This window comes from Kitasatospora sp. NPDC059408, assembly GCF_042751525.1.
In the GTDB taxonomy this organism is placed as follows: domain Bacteria; phylum Actinomycetota; class Actinomycetes; order Streptomycetales; family Streptomycetaceae; genus Kitasatospora.
This window is the reverse complement of the sequence record NZ_JBHYWI010000073.1, coordinates 1-15,275: the sequence shown is the minus strand read 5'-3', so window position 1 is coordinate 15,275 and position 15,275 is coordinate 1. Positions and strand designations below refer to the sequence as shown.

Here is a 15,275-nt window from a genome sequence, read left to right as displayed (position 1 = left end):
AGTGCGTCGGCCGGGTCGCCGGAGGCGCCGCGGGGCGTCCGGGAGGCCTTACTTGACGGTCGTGGACAGGTCGTCGTCCGTCTTGGTGAAGAGCTTGGCGGCGTGCCCGCCGTTCTCACTGAGCTTCTGGACGACCTGGCCGACCTGGTCCATCAGCTCGATGAGGTTCTTGGTCGGCCCGTCGACCGTCTCGTGGTAGCTCTTGCCGATCTCGTCGTGGCCGGCCGAGTTCTTGTTGTACTTGTCGATCTGCCCGATCCGGCGGTTCATCTGGTCGAGCAGGGTCGTCATCGACCCCAACTGGGCGAACGAGCCGCCCAGTTCGGCCGTGGCCTTGAACTCACCCACGGAACTCCTCCTGCCGCTCGCGCCGGGCGCCGGCGCCGGGGCCCGGACGCATCGCCTGGAGCGGGGCCAGCAGTTCGTCGAGTTCGGTGCCGCCGGTCATCGAGGTGCGCAGCATCTCGCCGAGCCCTTCGAAGGTGCCCAGGGACTCCGTCACCTTGGCGCCCATGTCCGCCCGGGCCCGGTTGAGCACGTCGGTCAGGGCCGCGCTCAACTGGGCCGGGGCCATGGAGCGGTAGGCGGTGGTGTGGAAGGTCAGCGACACCACCTCGCCCTGCGCGCCGAGGACGGCCGTGATCATCCGGTCCTTGGAGGTGACGGAGACCGTTTCGGCCTGGAGCTTGCGGGTGGCCTCCTCGATCCTGGCCTGCTGCACGCGCAGGGTCTCCATGGCCTCTTCGATCTGCTGCGCGAACGGGGAGACGGCCATCGGGCTCCTCTCGGACAAGGACGCGCACCGGGCCCACGGGGGAGGGAGCCCGGCGCGCGCCGGCTTTCGGGGTTGTCATTCCGGACAACGGGACGGGCGGCGGCCCGCGTTCAACCCGGGTGCCGTCAGCGGCCGATGACGCCGCTGACGGCGCCCGCGTCGGTGCCCCACACCTCTTCGTCCTCGGCCAGCCAGGTGGTGCGCTGCCGCTCCTTGTTCTCCTGGGCGCCGGCCCCCGCCCCCATGCCGCCGGGCGGCATCATGGGCGGCATGCCGCCGCCGGTGGTGGCGGTGTTGCGGCCCTGGAGCTGCGCCTCCTCCTGGGCCGGGTTCGGGCCCGTCGGGCCGGGCTTCTCGGTCAGGGCCTGCTCGGCGGCGGCCTTCTTGGCGGCCGCCAGGGTCGCGGCGTCCTCGGGCGAGTTGACGAGGCCGCCGTCGGTCAGCGCCTTGCCCCCGTAGAACCCGCCGGTGACGGACAGCGGCTCCCCGGACCCGGTCTCCGGCCTGGGGGCGCCCACCTCCAGGCCCGGCAGGCGGAGGCCGCCCGACGAACCCGGCGAACCCAGCGAGCCCGGCGAACCGTCGCCGAGGTCGAAGGAGCCGGGGTCGGTCCACCGGTTCCCGCCGCGCAGCGACCCGAGGTCGAACCCGCCGCTGCCGCCGGTGGTCGGGTCGAGGGTGGTCAGCTCGTTGAGGGCGTGCTCCTCGTCGGCGAAGAGCTGGTCGTTGGTGGTGACGGGCTTGCCGTTGGCGTCGAGGAGCCGGCCGTCCTTGTCGATCGAGCCCTTCTTGCCGGCGTAGACCGGATTGCCCCGGGCGTCCCGCAGCGGCTTGCCGTCCGGGCCGATCACCATGCCGTTCCCGTCCACCTTCGAGCCCGGCGGCACCGTGAAGTACCCGCCCTCGGGGACGACCGGCGCCGGCTTGCCCAGCGTGGTGCCCGGCGGAACGACCAGGGGGCGGCCGTCCGGCCCGAGCACCGGCTTGTGGTCGGGCCCGATCACCCGGCCCTGGCCGTCGATGGTCGAGCCGGGCGGGACGGTCAGCGGCTGGCCGTCCTTGCCGACCAGCTTGTTCCCGTCCTTGTCGAGCAACGGGACGCGCATGCCGCCGGTGCCGCCGGGGTCGAGGGTCAGCGGCCCGCCGTCCTTCGGCGGGGGCGGCCCACCGCCGTTGATGCCGTGCGAACCTCCGCCCTTGCCGCCCTTGCCGCCGAGGCCGAGGTCGCCCTTGCCGCCGCTGCCACCGAGGCCGAGGTCACCGTTGCCACCACCACCGCCACCACCACCGCCGCCGCCGAGGCCGAGGTCGCCGCCACCGTCCTTGCCCCCGTCCTTGCCCCCGTCCTTGCCCCCGCCGTCACCGCCCGGACCGGGGGGAGCCGGCGGCGCGATGGCCGTCCCGGTCGGGGTCTCGACCCTGAACCTGGTGTTCAGCTTCGTGCTGACGGCGGTGAACTGCAGCCCGAGGTTCCCCATCGCGGTGCTGGCGTCCGCGTCGAGGTACTTGACGACGTTGTCCCGCCAGACCTTCTTCGCCAGGGCCTCCACGGCGTTGCGGAACTCGTCCGACTTGACGTCCATCCCGTTCGAGATGACCGTCTTCTTGGTGGTGTCCGCGTGTGCGGGCAGGATCAGCTGGTTGAGCGCGTACCGCAGGCAGGGCACCGGGGACGCCTGGGTGTTGAAGGCCTGGTAGGCCCCCCGGTCCGTGAGCCAGGCCTGCCGAGCGTCCAGGAGGGCCTTGTACGCGGCCTTCAGGCCGTCGGCGGCGGTCCCCAGCGCGTCGGACGGGTTCCCCTGCAGCGTGATCTCCAGCTGGAGGACGCTCAAGGCCTGCTCGAAACTCGTCAGGTAGGACTTCAGCTCGCCGGCGGCGGAGCCCTGGAAGTCGCTCCCCTCGACGTCCAGGGTGTCGGCCACCTTGTGCACGTCGCCCTTGACCTCGACCAGCAGGGCCGTGAGGTGGTCGATCAGGTACCTGCCCGACTGCAGGCTGGGCACGCTGGTGGCGCTGTTGTCGCCGCCGGCGTACAGCCCCCACATCACGTCGGTCCACGCGCTCGTGAAGTGGGCCCACTTGTTGGCCCCGGAGTTCCAGCCGGGGTTGTCGCCGTTGCCGTTCCAGTTGCCGTTGAAGCCGACGTACCAGCTCGGCGTGTTGTCGTTCTTCGACTTCTTCTGCGGGTGGAGGACGGCCACGACGTCCATGTCGCTCGTGCTGATGGCCGTCGTCGAGCAGTAGGCGCCGCTCATCAGCCAGTCCCCGGACACCGCCGGGTTGGCCACGTCGTCCCGGGACGGGTAGTCGGTGATCCCGAAGGCCTTCAGGGCCGTCTCCCACGGGTAGTTCGGGCTGCTGTCGCCGCCCCCGCCGGTTCCGGTTGCGCCCAATCGACTCACGCTCCTGCGATGCTGCGTACGGAAGGGGCCGGGGTTCGGAGGGGATCCGTCCCGACCCGGGTATGTGCCGCCGCCGGCCCGGCGCCGGCGGCGGCGTCACTACGGTGCCGGCGGAGCCCCCGAGGGTCCCGGCGGCGGGGGCGTGGACGGGCTGCTGAGGATCTCGAACATCTCCGCCGCGGTCAGCGCGTGGTCCTCACCCTCCTTGAACTTCATCTTGGCGATCGCCAGCCCCAGGGTGATGTCGTCCAGGGACTTCACCAGCACGTCCAGTTCGGCCTTCACACCGCCCGCGAAGGTCTTGAACCTGCTCTGCATCTCGGTCGACGGGCCGAGCCCGAGCGCACCCAGCAGCTTGGTGTAGGTGTCCGGGTAGTGCTTGTCCCCCGGGGTGTCGGCGCCGCCGGCGAACGCCTCCACCTGCAGGACGAGGTTCTTGTGACCGTCCGTCGGTGCCGGCATCCCGGGCGGCGTGGCGTCTCCGGTGAGCCACTGCCGCCAGAGGTCCACCTTCGCCGTGAGGTCGGCGATCGTCTGGTCGTTGAGCCGGAGCTCCTTGGCCATGCCCGTGCTCCGCTCAGAAGCCCGCGGCGGCGGCCCGGTCGGCGTACTTCATGGCCGTGTTCATCTCGTCGAGGGCTCGGGCCCCGTCGCGCATGTCGTCGTGCATGGCGCTGGAGCTGCTCCTCGCGATGTTCAGGAACTCGCTGAACGCCTGCTTGTACTGGCCGGCGTTCGCCTCCATGCCCTGGAGCCGGCCGATCAGTTCCTCCAGGCCGCTCTGCATGGTGTGGGCCGCGCTGAGCAGGTCCTGGAAGGCCGCGTCGATCGACTCGTGCCTGAGCATGATGTCGGTGGGGCCGCTCATGGCGTCTCCTCCTCGTGTTCGTGGGTTGCGTACGGGTTGTGACGGAGCGTCAGCTCTTGCCGCCGAGTGCGTGGAAGACGCCGTCCGAGGCGCCCCAGTTGCCGCCCTGGACGTGGGCGTCCTCTTCGGCCTTGGTGAGGATCGAGCGGGCGCTGCCCAGGTCCTGGGTGAGCTTGTCGAAGGCCTGCATGACCCGCTTGTAGTTCACGACCCAGTCGTTGACCTTGTCCTGGAAGGTCTTGCTGGCCACGGAGACGTAGTTGGCGGCGATCTCCATGTTGATCCGCTCGACCGTCTGGCCGGAGCTGATCATCTGCGAGATCTGGCCTTCGAGGCTCTGCAGCGCGTTCTGGATCGCCTGCTGCTCCACATTGAGCAGGCCGCCGGGTGCGGGGGTGGTCATCGGAGCTCCTTTCGTTCGTCGGTCTACCTCGTCAACGGAGGCTGTTCGCGGGCGGGTTCAGCCGCAGGTGGGCGAACTCCCCCGGCCCGCCGGCACACTCGTCGCGGCGTCGCCGCCGAGGCCGGACGGATCCAGGCTCGGGCCCGTCGGCAGCAGTCCCAGGACGCCCGACGGCACGGCCACCGGGGTGGCGCCGGCGTAGCCGAGCTGTTTGACGGCGGCGGCGGACGGCAGCGGATAGCGCACGCCCGCCTCGGTCACCAGGTACTCGGTGCTGCCCGTGCCCCCGCCGGAGAGCGCCCGCACGAGCGCGCCGCGGCCCGGGCGGACGGCGACCAGGTCGGTGACCGCACAGCCCGGTGGCGACACCGGCGCCCGGCCCGCTCCGGCGTCCGCCGCTCCCAGGACCGTCACCGAGCCGACCGGCGCACCCGTGCCCACGTGCAGGTCCGCGCACACGCCCTCGTCCCGCAGCGGGGTGACGAGCGTCGGCGGGGACTCGGGCAGGCCCGGTGTCGGGGCGCCGGCGCCGGGCGCCGTGTGCGCGGCGAGGTCGGCGGCGCCGATCCGCGCGGGTGCCGGGGCCGTCCCGCCGTACGCGTCGTTCTGGGTGCGCGGATCACCCATCAGGAGGGCGAACTGCGTACCGGTCAGCGGGACCAACCCCTCCCGCTGGAGCAGGTAGCGCACGCCGCCGGGGGCTTCGAAGAGCCGGCCGACGCGGGTCGGGGCGCCGGCCAGCGCCGGCCCCGGGTCGCCGCGGCCGGGGACGGCGGGCGCGGCGAGGTCGGGGCCGGCGGGCAGCGCGTTGAGCAGCCCGGCCGGTACGGGGAACGGCGTCGTGCCCGAGTAACCCAGCGCCTGGATGGCCTTGTTCGCCGTGTCGACGCGCAGGCGCTGGCCCTGCCAGAGCAGGTGGACGGCGCCGTCCGGGGTCGTCACCAGCAGGCCCTGGCCGGGGGCCAGCGCCTTGCCCTCCCTCGCCGGGTCCAGCTGCACGCCCAGCTTCGGCACGGGCGCGGCCCCGGCGGCCCCCGGCTGGACGGTGGCACACACCAGCCAGGTGCCGCCCGCCAGGTCGCCGGCCGGCGGCAGCCCGTCCGGCGCGCCCGCGATGCCGACCGGCGCGCCGCGCGGGGTGTCCGCGAGCGAGGCGCGGCTCACCTCCTCGACCGCCATCTGCTCGCCGGCCACGAGCTTCGCGCTGGTGTCGTTGAGCACCGGGTGCAGCTGCCCGCCGACGTAGAGGTAGCGGGCGCCGGTCTCCTTGACCATCACCAGCGTGCCGGGCTTGGCCCAGGCCGTGTCGCCGCCGGGCACCATCACCCCGTAGACGGCCGCGCCGAGGCCGATCAGCACGCCCAGCGCGAGCCCGGTCACCGCGCCCCGGGTGGTGCGTCCGGTCGGGGTGTCGGCGGCGTCGGGCTCGGCGCGCAGCATGCCGGAGGCGAGTCTGCTCACCACGAACAGGTGGGCCTGCACCTGGTCGCGTCGGGACTGCATCCACGTCCTCCCCGTGTTTCCGGGGCGCCCGAGTGCGCGCCCCTCTCCGTGAACGGGACCGACGGGCGGGGGCGTTCAACGGGCCGGCTCCGACGTGGCTACCCGCGGGTAAGCTGCGGTCGGACCAACGGCATGACGGCGGGACGGAACGCATGAGGATACGGCTGCTCGGCCCGGTGGAGCTCACGCGCGGCACCGGCGCCCCCACGGCGGTCGGGGGTGCCCAGCGGCGGGCGGTGCTCGCCCTGCTGGCGCTGGAGCTGAACCGCACGGTCCCCGTGGAGCGCCTCGCCGGGCTGCTCTGGGACGACGAGCCGCCCGCGCACCCCAAGGCCGCCCTGCAGGGTCACGTCGCCGCGCTGCGCAAACTGCTCGCCGGGCCCGGCTCCCCGTTCGAGCTGACGACCCGTTCCCCCGGCTACCGCCTCACCGGCGATCCGGCCGCCGTCGACGCCCTGGCCGCCGAGGCGCTGGGCGCACGGGCCGCCGCGACGGACGACGACGCGACGGCCGCCGCGCTCCTCGAACGGGCCCTCCGCCTCTGGCAGGGCGCGGCCCTCGCCGACCTCCCCGCCACCGCGCCCGCCGCGGCCCTGGCCCGCCGGCTGGACGGGGCCCGCACCGAGCTCCTCACCGCCTGGGCGCAGCGCCAGCTCCGCCTCGGGCGCGGTTTCGCGGCCGTGCCGGCGCTGGAGCAGGCCGTCGCCGCGGACGGGCTGAGCGAGCCCGTCGCCGCCCTGCTGGTCCGCTGCCTGCACCGGAGCGGCCGGACCGCCGCCGCGCTGGAGGCCTACCACCGGTCCCGCGCGCGCCTCGCGGAGGAGCTCGGCGTCTGCCCGGGCCGCGAGCTCCAGCAGGCCCTCTCCGACGTGCTCGCCGACGAGGAGCCCGCCGAGCCGCCGGCGCCCGCGCCATCGGCGGCACCATCGTCGGCACCCGACCAACTCCCCGCCCCTCCGCGCGGGTTCGTCGGCCGCGAGACGGAGGACCGCTGGCTCGACGCCCAGTGCGGCCCGGACCGCACCGGGGACGGACTGGCCGTGGTGGTCGGCCCGGCCGGGGTCGGCAAGACGGCGACGGTGGTCCGCTGGGCCCACCGCGCCGCCCCCGGCTTCCCGGACGGCCGGCTCTTCGCCGACCTGCGCGGCTTCGACCCGGCCGGACCGGCCGACCCGGCGCACGCCCTCGGCCGCTTCCTGCGCGCCCTCGGCGTGCCCGAACCGGCGATCCCCGAGGACCGCCCCGCGCGCGCCGCGCTGTTCCGCGAACGGACCCGCGGGCGGCGGCTGCTGGTCGTGCTGGACAACGCCCGCAGCGCCGACGACGTCGCCGACCTGCTGCCCGCGGGGCCGGACGGCGTCGCCGTCGTCACCAGCCGCAACAGCCTGGAGGAGCTGGTCGTCGCCGACGGCGCCGCGCTGCTCCAGGTCGACGTGCTGCCCGACGGCGACGCCCACCGCCTACTCCGACTCCGCCTCACCACCGAGCGCGTGGCGGCCGAGCCGGACGCGGCCCGCCACCTGGTCGAGCTGTGCGACCGGCTCCCCCTCGCCCTGCGGATCGCCGCCGCCCGGCTCGCGGCCCGCCCCGGCTGGCAACTGGCTGATCTGGTGGCCGAGTTGACGGACGAACGCACCCGCCTGTCGACCCTCGCCACTCCGGACGGCACCCTCGGCGTCCACTCGGCACTCAGCCTGACGTATCGTCATTTGCCGTCGCACGCACGAAATCTCCTGCCCCTCCTGACTCCCCACCCCGGCACCGAGGTCGACGTCCACGCGGCCGCCGCGCTGCTCGCCGCCGACACCGACGCGACCCGGCTCGCACTCGGCTCCCTCGCCGCCCACCACCTGCTGACCGAGACCACCCCCGGCCGCTTCGCCCGCCACGACCTCGTCCGCCTGTACGGCGCCGAGCTGTTCGCGGACCTCCCCGCCGCCGGCCGGCAGGACGCTTTTCGCCGCCTCGTCGACTACGAACTGCTCGCCACCGGCACGGCCATCCGCCGCCTGAACCCGTACCACGAGCCGTTCCGGCCCCCGGGCACCGGGCACCTCGCCCTCCCCCGGCTCACCGACCCGCAGGCCACCCTCGCCTGGTGCCACGCCGAGGAACCGGTGCTGCGCGCACTCGTCACGGCCGCCGCCGACCGCGGCGAGCACGACCGCGCCTGGCGACTGGCCCGGGCGACCGCCACCCTCTACTACGGCGCCGGGCGCGTCCACGACCGCCTCGCCTGCCTGCGCGTCGGGCTGGACGCGGCGCGAGCGAGCGGCGACCGCGAGGGCCTGGCCGCGATGGAGGCCGCGACGGCCTGCGCCCTCGGCTCCACCGGGCGCGTCGCCGAGGCGCTGCCCCTCGCCGGGCGGGCCGTCGAGCGCACCACCCCGGAGGACGGCGACCTGCACATCCACGCCCTGTCCGTGCGCGCCTCGATGACCGCCCTCACCGGCGACCAGGCCGGCGCCGACCGCCTCTCCGACGCCGCCCTCGCCCTCGTCCGCCGCACCGGCCTGCGCGAGCACGCCGCCACCGTGCTCAGCAACGCCGCCGCCCTCAAGGTCGTCCTCGGCGCCCCGGCCGCCGCGCTCGACCTCGCCCGCGAGACCCGCGACCTGCTCGCCGCACAGCCGACCGCCAACGCCTACGTGTGGGCGATGGTCAACGAGGCCTTCGCCCTGCACGCGCTCGACGACCCGCACTCCGCCGAGCTCACCTGGCGCGAGGCGCTGCACCTGTGCCGCTCCTCCGGCAACGTGCGCCTGCACGCCCTGGCGCACCGGCACTTCGGCGAGTTCCTGGACTCCCTGGGCCGCTCCGCCGAGGCCGCCGAACACCGGCGCACCGCCGGCGAGCTGTACACCGCGCACGGGGACGTCCAGCTGGCCGCCGGCCTCGACCGGCTGCTGTCCCGCACCCCCGAAGCTCCCCGACCCCTGGAGGCGACATGACCGTTCACCACCTGGACTGCGGCACGATGTGCCCGCTCGGCGGCCGCGCGCTGATGGGCGGCGGCGGGCGGCTGCTCGGCCTGCTCTCGGCGCACTGCCTGCTGATCGAGGGCGCCGACGGGCTGGTCCTCGTCGACACCGGCTTCGGCGCCGACGACGTGGCCCGCCCGAAGGAGCGCCTCGGGCGCCGCTTCCTCGCCACCGTCCGCCCCCGGCTCTCCCCCGCCCGCACGGCCCTGCATCAGGTCCGCGCCCTCGGGTACGACCCGCGCGACGTCCGCGCCGTCGTGCTCACCCACCTCGACGTCGACCACGCGGGCGGCCTCGCCGACTTCCCGCACGCCGACGTCCACGTGCTCGCCGACGAACTCCGCGCCGCCCGCGCCGGCGCCACCTTCAACGAGCGCGACCGCTACCGCCCGGCCCAGTGGGCGCACGGCCCGCGCTGGGTCGAGCACCGGCCGGACGCCGCCACCGAGGACTGGTACGGCTTCCGCGCGGTCCCGGTCCTCCCGAAGGCCGGCACCGACGTCCTGCTCGTCCCCCTCGCCGGCCACACCCGCGGCCACAGCGGCGTCGCCGTCCGCACCGGCGACCGCTGGCTGCTCCACGCCGGGGACGCCTACTTCAACCACGCCGACATCGCCCCCGGCTCCCCGCGCCGCCCGGCCGGGCTCACCGCCTTCCAGCGTCTCCTGGCCGTCGACAACCCCGCCCGCCTCCAGAACCTCGACCGCCTGCGCGCCCTCCAGCGCACCCGCTCCGCCGACGTCCGGATCATCTGCGCCCACGACCCGGCGTACCTCACGGCTTAGGCGGCGTCAGCCGTCCGGCCCAGCTCCGCGCGCGGGCCGGACGGCCTGCTGCGATCTTCGGAAGGCACCCGGCCGCGCCCGACCGCCGGGCCCGTCGTCCCGAGACCGTGGAGGCCCGGATGTGGCAGGCTCCCCCCGCCCCCGTCAGCCGTGAGTGGCTCCCGGTGCTGGACATGCCGGGGCCGGGGCCGCAGAACCGGTGGACGGTCCTGCTGCGGTTGCTGCTGCTGATCCCCCAGTTCGTGGTGGTGTGGGTGCTGTCGGTGGTGGCGTTCTTCGTCACCGTCATCGGCTGGTTCGGCGCGCTGGTGCTCGGCCGCCTGCCCGGCTTCGCGGCGGACTACCTGACCGCGTTCGTCCCGTACGACACCCGGGTCACCGCCTACCTGATGCTCATGCACGACCGCTACCCGCCGTTCCGGTTCCGGACGCCCGAGCACCCGGTGCAGGTCGAGCTGCGGCCCGGGGAGCTGAACCGGCTGGCCGTGCTGTTCCGCGTCGTCCTCGTCATCCCGGCCGCGATCGTGCAGGGCCTGGTGTACGCGGGGTGGTGGATGGTGTCCTTCGTCCTCTGGCTCGTCGTGCTGATCCTCGGCCGGATGCCGCAGCCGCTGTTCGAGGCCACGGCCGCGATCGTGCGCTACCGGATGCGGGCCACCGTCTACTTCGTGATGCTCACCTCCGCCTACCCCAAGCGCCTGTTCGGCGAGGAGGCGGGCAGCGAGCCGGACGGCCCGGTGTCGGCGACCCGCCCGCTCGTGCTCGGCGGCGGCGGGCGCGGCCTGCTCGTCGTCTTCATCGTCCTCGGCGTGGTCTCCTGGGCGACGAGCTCGATCACCACCACGGTGACCTCGGACGACGACAACGACAGCACCAACCCGACCCAGCGCGTCATCGCGCCCCTCGTGCCGGGCGGCCCCGCCGACGGCGCGCTTCAGAGCCCGCTCGGCCAGTTGTAGCTGCTCGGCACGGTGACCGCGGCGTTCTCCGCGGCCGTGCCGTAGACCAGGGCGATCTCGTCGTGCGCGTGCAGCACGATCGCCGCCGGGTCGCCGGACACCGCCTTGCCGTCCACGTACGCGGTGAGCGTGTGGGTGGCGTCGGTGCGCAGCCCGCCGAGGTGGTCGGCGGAGGCGGAGACCTGCCACTCGGTCAGGAACTGGCCGAGGCTGAAGTCGGCGGTCACCGGCGACTCGATGTGCACGACGCCGGTGGTGTCGTGGGTGTGCAGCGGGCTGAGCTTCTGCGCGGCCTCGTCGATGCCGACCAGCGCCGGGACGGTCACCGGCTGCCCGTCGGCGTAGACGTCGAGGTGGGCGTGGATGTGCAGGGCGGTGCCCTCGGCGCCGAGCATCGGCAGCCCGGCCGCCTTCACCGCCGCCTCGACGTCGGCGGGCGCGTCCCAGGGCGGCGGGGTGGTGCGGCCCTCCGCGGTCGTGCGCGGGTGCGCCGGCACGCCGGAGGGGGAGGTCGAGCTCTGGTTCGTCGCGATCACGCCGGCGATCCCGCCGATCACGGCGAGCGAGAGCACCCCGACGACCCCGCCCACCAGCCATCGGTGTCGCCGCTCCCGGCGGGCCTCCTCGGCCCGGATCGCGGCGGCGCGGGCCCGTCGTTCGGCCGGCCCCGGTTTCTGCGCTGACATGGGTGCGGGCCTCCTCGGTCGAGGTAGCTGCCCTCCTCAGCGTGGCAGAGTCGGCGCGGCTCGGCGCGCCGAGTCAGTGGTGCCCGTGGCCGTCGCCGTGCCGGCCGTGACCGTCGTGGCCGCCACCGTGACCGTCGTGGCCGTCGTGGCCACCGCCGTGACCGTCGTGGCCACCGCCGTGCCGGCCGTGACCGTCGTGGCCGCCACCGTGGGCGCCGTGCTCGTCCTGCGCGTGCCCGCCGTCCGGCGAGCCGCCCATCATGCGGAGCATCGCCGTGCCGCCCGTTCGGAAGAAGCGGACCACCAGGACCGCCGCCAACAGCAGGAAGGCGATGTTCAGCCACGTCGTGTAGTTCCACTCGACGCCCGCCATCGGGATCTCCGCCGTCCGCTGGTCCGGCACCAGCCCGAGCCCGCCGAAGGCGAATTCGACCACGTACCCGGCGACCGCCATCGCCGCGTAGAAGGTGCCGAACAGGAACAGCGCCATCCGGCCGCCGTAGTACTTCCGGTAGATGTTGAGGATCGGCAGGATCAGCAGGTCCGCGAAGATGAACGCGACCACCCCGCCGAAGCTGATCCCGCCCTTCCACAGCACCACCGCGAGCGGCACGTTCCCGATCGAGCAGACGAACGACGCGACCGCCACCAGCGGGCCGACCAGCGGCCCCCACAGCTTGCTCGCGAGCGGGTGGTCGGCGAAGAAGAACGCCTGCCAGAAGCCGTCCGGCACCCACGCGGCGATCGCCCCGGCGATCAGCAGGCCGATCACGAGGTCCTTGAGGATGGCCGCCCACTCCATCACGAACACGTGCGACACGGACGTGACGCCCTCGCGCGAGAGCAGCCGCTTCGCGAACGACCCCTCGCCCCGGACGGACATGTCCATCGCCGCGTGCCCCTCCATCGAGCCGGCGCGACCGTGCTCCGCCTGCTCACGCGCCTCGCGCAGCAGGCGGTCCCGCAGGAACAGCCGGAACAGCAGCGCGAGCAGCAGGATCATCACCGGGCCGCCCACGAACTCGGCCGCCGTGAACTGCCAGCCCAGCAACAGGGCCAGGATCACGCCGAGTTCGACGACGAGGTTGGTCGAGGCGATCTCGAAGGCCATCGCCGCCGTGAAGTCCGCCCCTTTGCGGAACAGCGACCGGGCCAGCGCGACCGCCGCGTACGAGCACGAGGAGGACGCCGCCCCCAGCAGGGACGCGACGGCCAGCGTGCGCGGCCGGTCGTCCCCCAGCAGCCGGACGATCGTCGCCTTGCGCACGACGGCCTGGACGACGGCGGACAGCAGGAAGCCCAGCACCAGGGCCCAGGTGATCTCCCAGGTCATCGAACCGGTGATGGACAGGGCGTGCAGGATCGCGTGCATGTGGTGGTCGGCCTTCCCCCGGGCTCCCCGGTTTCCTACCGGAACGGTCCGGGATCATATACCCCAGCACGGTATACGAGCGACCGCCACTCCGCCGGACTTCCCGGCAACTCACCATGAGTGCGCACCCGAGCACTCCCACGGCGGCCGGACGGCCTACGATGGCCCGATGAGCAGTGGCACCGAGCTGGCAGATGCACACCACTCGCACCAACGCGCCGAGGAGCGGCTCGACGTCGCCGCCACCATCCTCGGGCTCCTGGCCGACCGCACCCGCCTCGCGCTCCTGGAGCGGCTCGGCGAGGGGGAGGCCGACGTCACCACGCTGACCGAGGCCACCGGCGCCGCGCGCCCCTCCGTCAGCCAGCACCTGGCCAAGCTCCGGCTCTCCGGCCTCGTCACCACCCGCCGCGACGGCCGCCGGGTCGTCTACTCGCTGCGCCACGGCCACCTGCGGCGCCTCGTCGACGAGGCGATGAACGTCGCCGACCACCAGATCCGGCACCTGCCGCCGCACGACTGACGCCCCCGCGGGCCCCATCCGGGCCCACGCCCCACCAATATGTGCACAGGTACGCACGCATTGACTATCATGGGCACGTCCCCCACCGCCCCCTGACCACCGGGACGGCCCGCATGCTCTCCGTGCTGCGCAACCGCGCCTACCGCCACCTGTTCACCGCGCAGGTCGTCGCGCTCGTCGGCACCGGCCTGGCCACCGTCGCGCTCTCCCTGCTCGCGTACGACCTCGCGGGCGCAGACGCCTCGGCGGTGCTCGGCACCGCGCTCGCGATCAAGATGGTCGCCTACGTCACGATCGCCCCGCTGGCCGGCGCGATCGCCGGGCGGATACCCCGGCGGGCCCTCATGGCGGGCATGGACCTCACCCGGGCCGGAGTGGCGCTCACCCTGCCGTTCGTCACCCAGGTGTGGGAGGTCTACCTGCTGATCTTCCTGCTCCAGGCGGCCTCCGCGGCCTTCACCCCCACCTTCCAGGCCACCATCCCCGACCTCCTGCCCGCCGAACACGACTACACGCAGGCGCTGTCGATGTCCCGGCTCGCCTACGACCTGGAGTCCCTGTTCAGCCCGGCGCTCGCCGCCCTCCTGCTCACCGTCGTCCCGTACAACTGGCTGTTCGCCGGCACCACCGCGGGCTTCCTCGCCTCCGCCGCCCTCGTCGTCTCCGCCGTCCTGCCGAAGCCCGCCCCGGTCGAGCGCACCGGCGGCGCCTACGCCAGGGCCGCGTTCGGCTCCCGCCTCTTCTGGGCCACCCCGCGGCTGCGCGCCCTGCTCGCGCTCGACCTCGCCGTCGCGGCGGCGGGCGCGATCGTGTTCGTCAACACCGTCGTCGTGGTCCGCGAGCACTTCCACCGCCCGGCCGGCGCCGTCTCGCTCGCCCTCGGCGCGTACGGCGCGGGCTCGATGCTGGCCGCCCTGCTGCTCCCCCGGCTCCTCGCCCGGACCGGCGACCGGCCGGTGATGCTCACCGCCGCGTTCGCGCTGCCCGCCGTGCTCGCCGCCGTCACGGCGATCACGGCCGCCGGGCCCGGCGCGTGGGCGTGGGCCGCGCTGCTCGCGGCCTGGGCCCTGATCGGCGCAGGCAGCTCGGCCGTCCTCACGCCCGGCGGCCGGCTCATCCGCCGCTCGTCCGCCGACGGGGACCTCCCCGCCGCGTTCGCCGCCCAGTTCTCGCTCTCGCACGGCTGCTGGCTGCTGACCTACCCGCTGGCCGGCTGGCTCGCGGCGGGCGCCGGGCTCCCGGTCACGGCCGTCGTGCTCGGGGCCGTCGCGCTGGCCGCCGCGGCCGGCGCCGCCGCCCTGTGGCCGGCCCGCGACCCCGACACCCTCGGCCACCTCCACACCGACCTCCCGCCCGGCCACCCCCACCTCACCGACGCCCGCCCCGCCACCAAGGGCGGCTGGCAGCACGTCCACCACTACGTGATCGACCAGCACCACCACAGCTGGCCCCGCCCGGCGGCGGGCCACTGAGAACCGGCCGGGAACAGGTCCCGAAAAAGTTTTCCCTCCTTGTGTCGATTCCCCACGTCGCCGTTCGACCTGAGGTAGAGAGGGTCGACGGACGACCCCCCGACACCGAGGAGAACGACGATGGCCAAGTACATGCTGATCATGCGCGGCACCGACGAGTCGATGACCAAGATGATGGAGACCCCCTTCGAGGAGATGCTCGAAACCGTCGGCCGCTTCAACGAGGAGCTGATCAAGGCGGGCGTGCTCGTCGCCGCCGAGGGCCTCGACGACCCGGGCCAGGGCGTCGTGGTCGACTACAGCGGCGAGACCCCCGTCGTCACCGACGGCCCCTACGGTGAGACGAAGGAACTGTTCGGCGGCTTCTACCTCATCGACGTCGCCTCGAAGGAGGAGGCGGTCGAGTGGGCGAAGCGGATGCCCGCCATCCCCGGGTCGAAGTGCGAGATCCGGCGCGTCCCGGCGATCGACGAGTTCCCGCAGGACAACGAGTGGATCGTCAAGGAGCGGGCGTGGCGCGAGCGGACCGGCCAGCTGTGACGGAGC

Annotated in this window: 15 protein-coding genes; 6 read left to right on the top strand and 9 right to left on the bottom strand. The window is 74.0% G+C overall.

The window, feature by feature from the left end:
- Nucleotides 1–48 precede the first annotated feature (48 nt).
- From ACFXDE_RS34245 to eccB, 7 genes are all read right to left on the bottom strand, one after another.
- A complete protein-coding gene (locus tag ACFXDE_RS34245; RefSeq protein ID WP_380441773.1) occupies nucleotides 49–348 on the bottom strand; it encodes a hypothetical protein in 300 nt (99 codons plus the stop codon).
- Nucleotides 341–775: a YbaB/EbfC family nucleoid-associated protein gene (locus ACFXDE_RS34240; RefSeq protein WP_380498388.1), complete on the bottom strand. Its 435-nt coding sequence runs from the start codon at nucleotides 773–775 to the stop codon at nucleotides 341–343. The genes ACFXDE_RS34245 and ACFXDE_RS34240 overlap by 8 nt, the downstream gene beginning before the upstream one ends.
- 125 nt (nucleotides 776–900) lie before the next feature.
- Nucleotides 901–3,168 carry a hypothetical protein gene (locus ACFXDE_RS34235; protein WP_380498387.1) on the bottom strand — a complete coding sequence of 756 codons (2,268 nt, stop codon included), beginning with the start codon at nucleotides 3,166–3,168 and terminating at the stop codon, nucleotides 901–903.
- 108 nt (nucleotides 3,169–3,276) lie between these two features.
- Nucleotides 3,277–3,741, bottom strand: coding sequence for a hypothetical protein (locus ACFXDE_RS34230; protein ID WP_380441778.1), 465 nt, complete (start codon nucleotides 3,739–3,741; stop codon nucleotides 3,277–3,279).
- 13 nt (nucleotides 3,742–3,754) lie between these two features.
- Entirely contained in the window at nucleotides 3,755–4,045 is a 291-nt protein-coding gene (locus ACFXDE_RS34225; protein WP_380498386.1) for a hypothetical protein, read from the bottom strand.
- A gap of 49 nt (nucleotides 4,046–4,094) precedes the next feature.
- Nucleotides 4,095–4,448, bottom strand: coding sequence for a hypothetical protein (locus ACFXDE_RS34220; RefSeq protein WP_380498385.1), 354 nt, complete (start codon nucleotides 4,446–4,448; stop codon nucleotides 4,095–4,097).
- A gap of 57 nt (nucleotides 4,449–4,505) precedes the next feature.
- A complete protein-coding gene (gene eccB / locus ACFXDE_RS34215; protein WP_380498384.1) occupies nucleotides 4,506–5,951 on the bottom strand; it encodes a type VII secretion protein EccB in 1,446 nt (481 codons plus the stop codon).
- 152 nt (nucleotides 5,952–6,103) lie between these two features.
- On the opposite strand from eccB, the gene ACFXDE_RS34210 reads away from it, so the two are divergent.
- The 3 genes from ACFXDE_RS34210 (at nucleotide 6,104) to ACFXDE_RS34200 (ending at nucleotide 10,676) form a co-directional block, all read left to right on the top strand.
- Complete coding sequence (locus tag ACFXDE_RS34210; RefSeq protein WP_380498383.1) at nucleotides 6,104–8,902, top strand: BTAD domain-containing putative transcriptional regulator; 2,799 nt, start codon at nucleotides 6,104–6,106, stop codon at nucleotides 8,900–8,902.
- Nucleotides 8,899–9,717: an MBL fold metallo-hydrolase gene (locus ACFXDE_RS34205; protein WP_380498382.1), complete on the top strand. Its 819-nt coding sequence runs from the start codon at nucleotides 8,899–8,901 to the stop codon at nucleotides 9,715–9,717. Before ACFXDE_RS34210 ends, ACFXDE_RS34205 begins: the two co-directional genes overlap by 4 nt.
- Nucleotides 9,718–9,836: 119 nt before the next feature.
- Complete coding sequence (locus ACFXDE_RS34200) at nucleotides 9,837–10,676, top strand: DUF4389 domain-containing protein (RefSeq protein WP_380498381.1); 840 nt, start codon at nucleotides 9,837–9,839, stop codon at nucleotides 10,674–10,676.
- Here the strand turns inward: ACFXDE_RS34200 and ACFXDE_RS34195 are convergent.
- Together ACFXDE_RS34195 and ACFXDE_RS34190 are read right to left on the bottom strand one after the other, a co-directional pair.
- Nucleotides 10,652–11,362: a hypothetical protein gene (locus ACFXDE_RS34195; protein WP_380441792.1), complete on the bottom strand. Its 711-nt coding sequence runs from the start codon at nucleotides 11,360–11,362 to the stop codon at nucleotides 10,652–10,654. The two genes, ACFXDE_RS34200 and ACFXDE_RS34195, sit on opposite strands and share 25 nt — an antisense overlap.
- Nucleotides 11,363–11,435: 73 nt before the next feature.
- Nucleotides 11,436–12,734 carry a permease gene (locus ACFXDE_RS34190; protein WP_380498380.1) on the bottom strand — a complete coding sequence of 433 codons (1,299 nt, stop codon included), beginning with the start codon at nucleotides 12,732–12,734 and terminating at the stop codon, nucleotides 11,436–11,438.
- Nucleotides 12,735–12,903: 169 nt separating this feature from the next.
- Here ACFXDE_RS34190 and ACFXDE_RS34185 point away from each other — a divergent pair, with 169 nt between their 5' ends.
- From ACFXDE_RS34185 to ACFXDE_RS34175, 3 genes are all read left to right on the top strand, one after another.
- Nucleotides 12,904–13,257, top strand: coding sequence for an ArsR/SmtB family transcription factor (locus ACFXDE_RS34185; RefSeq protein WP_380441796.1), 354 nt, complete (start codon nucleotides 12,904–12,906; stop codon nucleotides 13,255–13,257).
- Between the two features lie 113 nt (nucleotides 13,258–13,370).
- A complete protein-coding gene (locus ACFXDE_RS34180; RefSeq protein WP_380498379.1) occupies nucleotides 13,371–14,729 on the top strand; it encodes an MFS transporter in 1,359 nt (452 codons plus the stop codon).
- Between the two features lie 120 nt (nucleotides 14,730–14,849).
- Nucleotides 14,850–15,269 carry a YciI family protein gene (locus ACFXDE_RS34175; protein WP_380441801.1) on the top strand — a complete coding sequence of 140 codons (420 nt, stop codon included), beginning with the start codon at nucleotides 14,850–14,852 and terminating at the stop codon, nucleotides 15,267–15,269.
- Nucleotides 15,270–15,275: the final 6 nt, after the last annotated feature.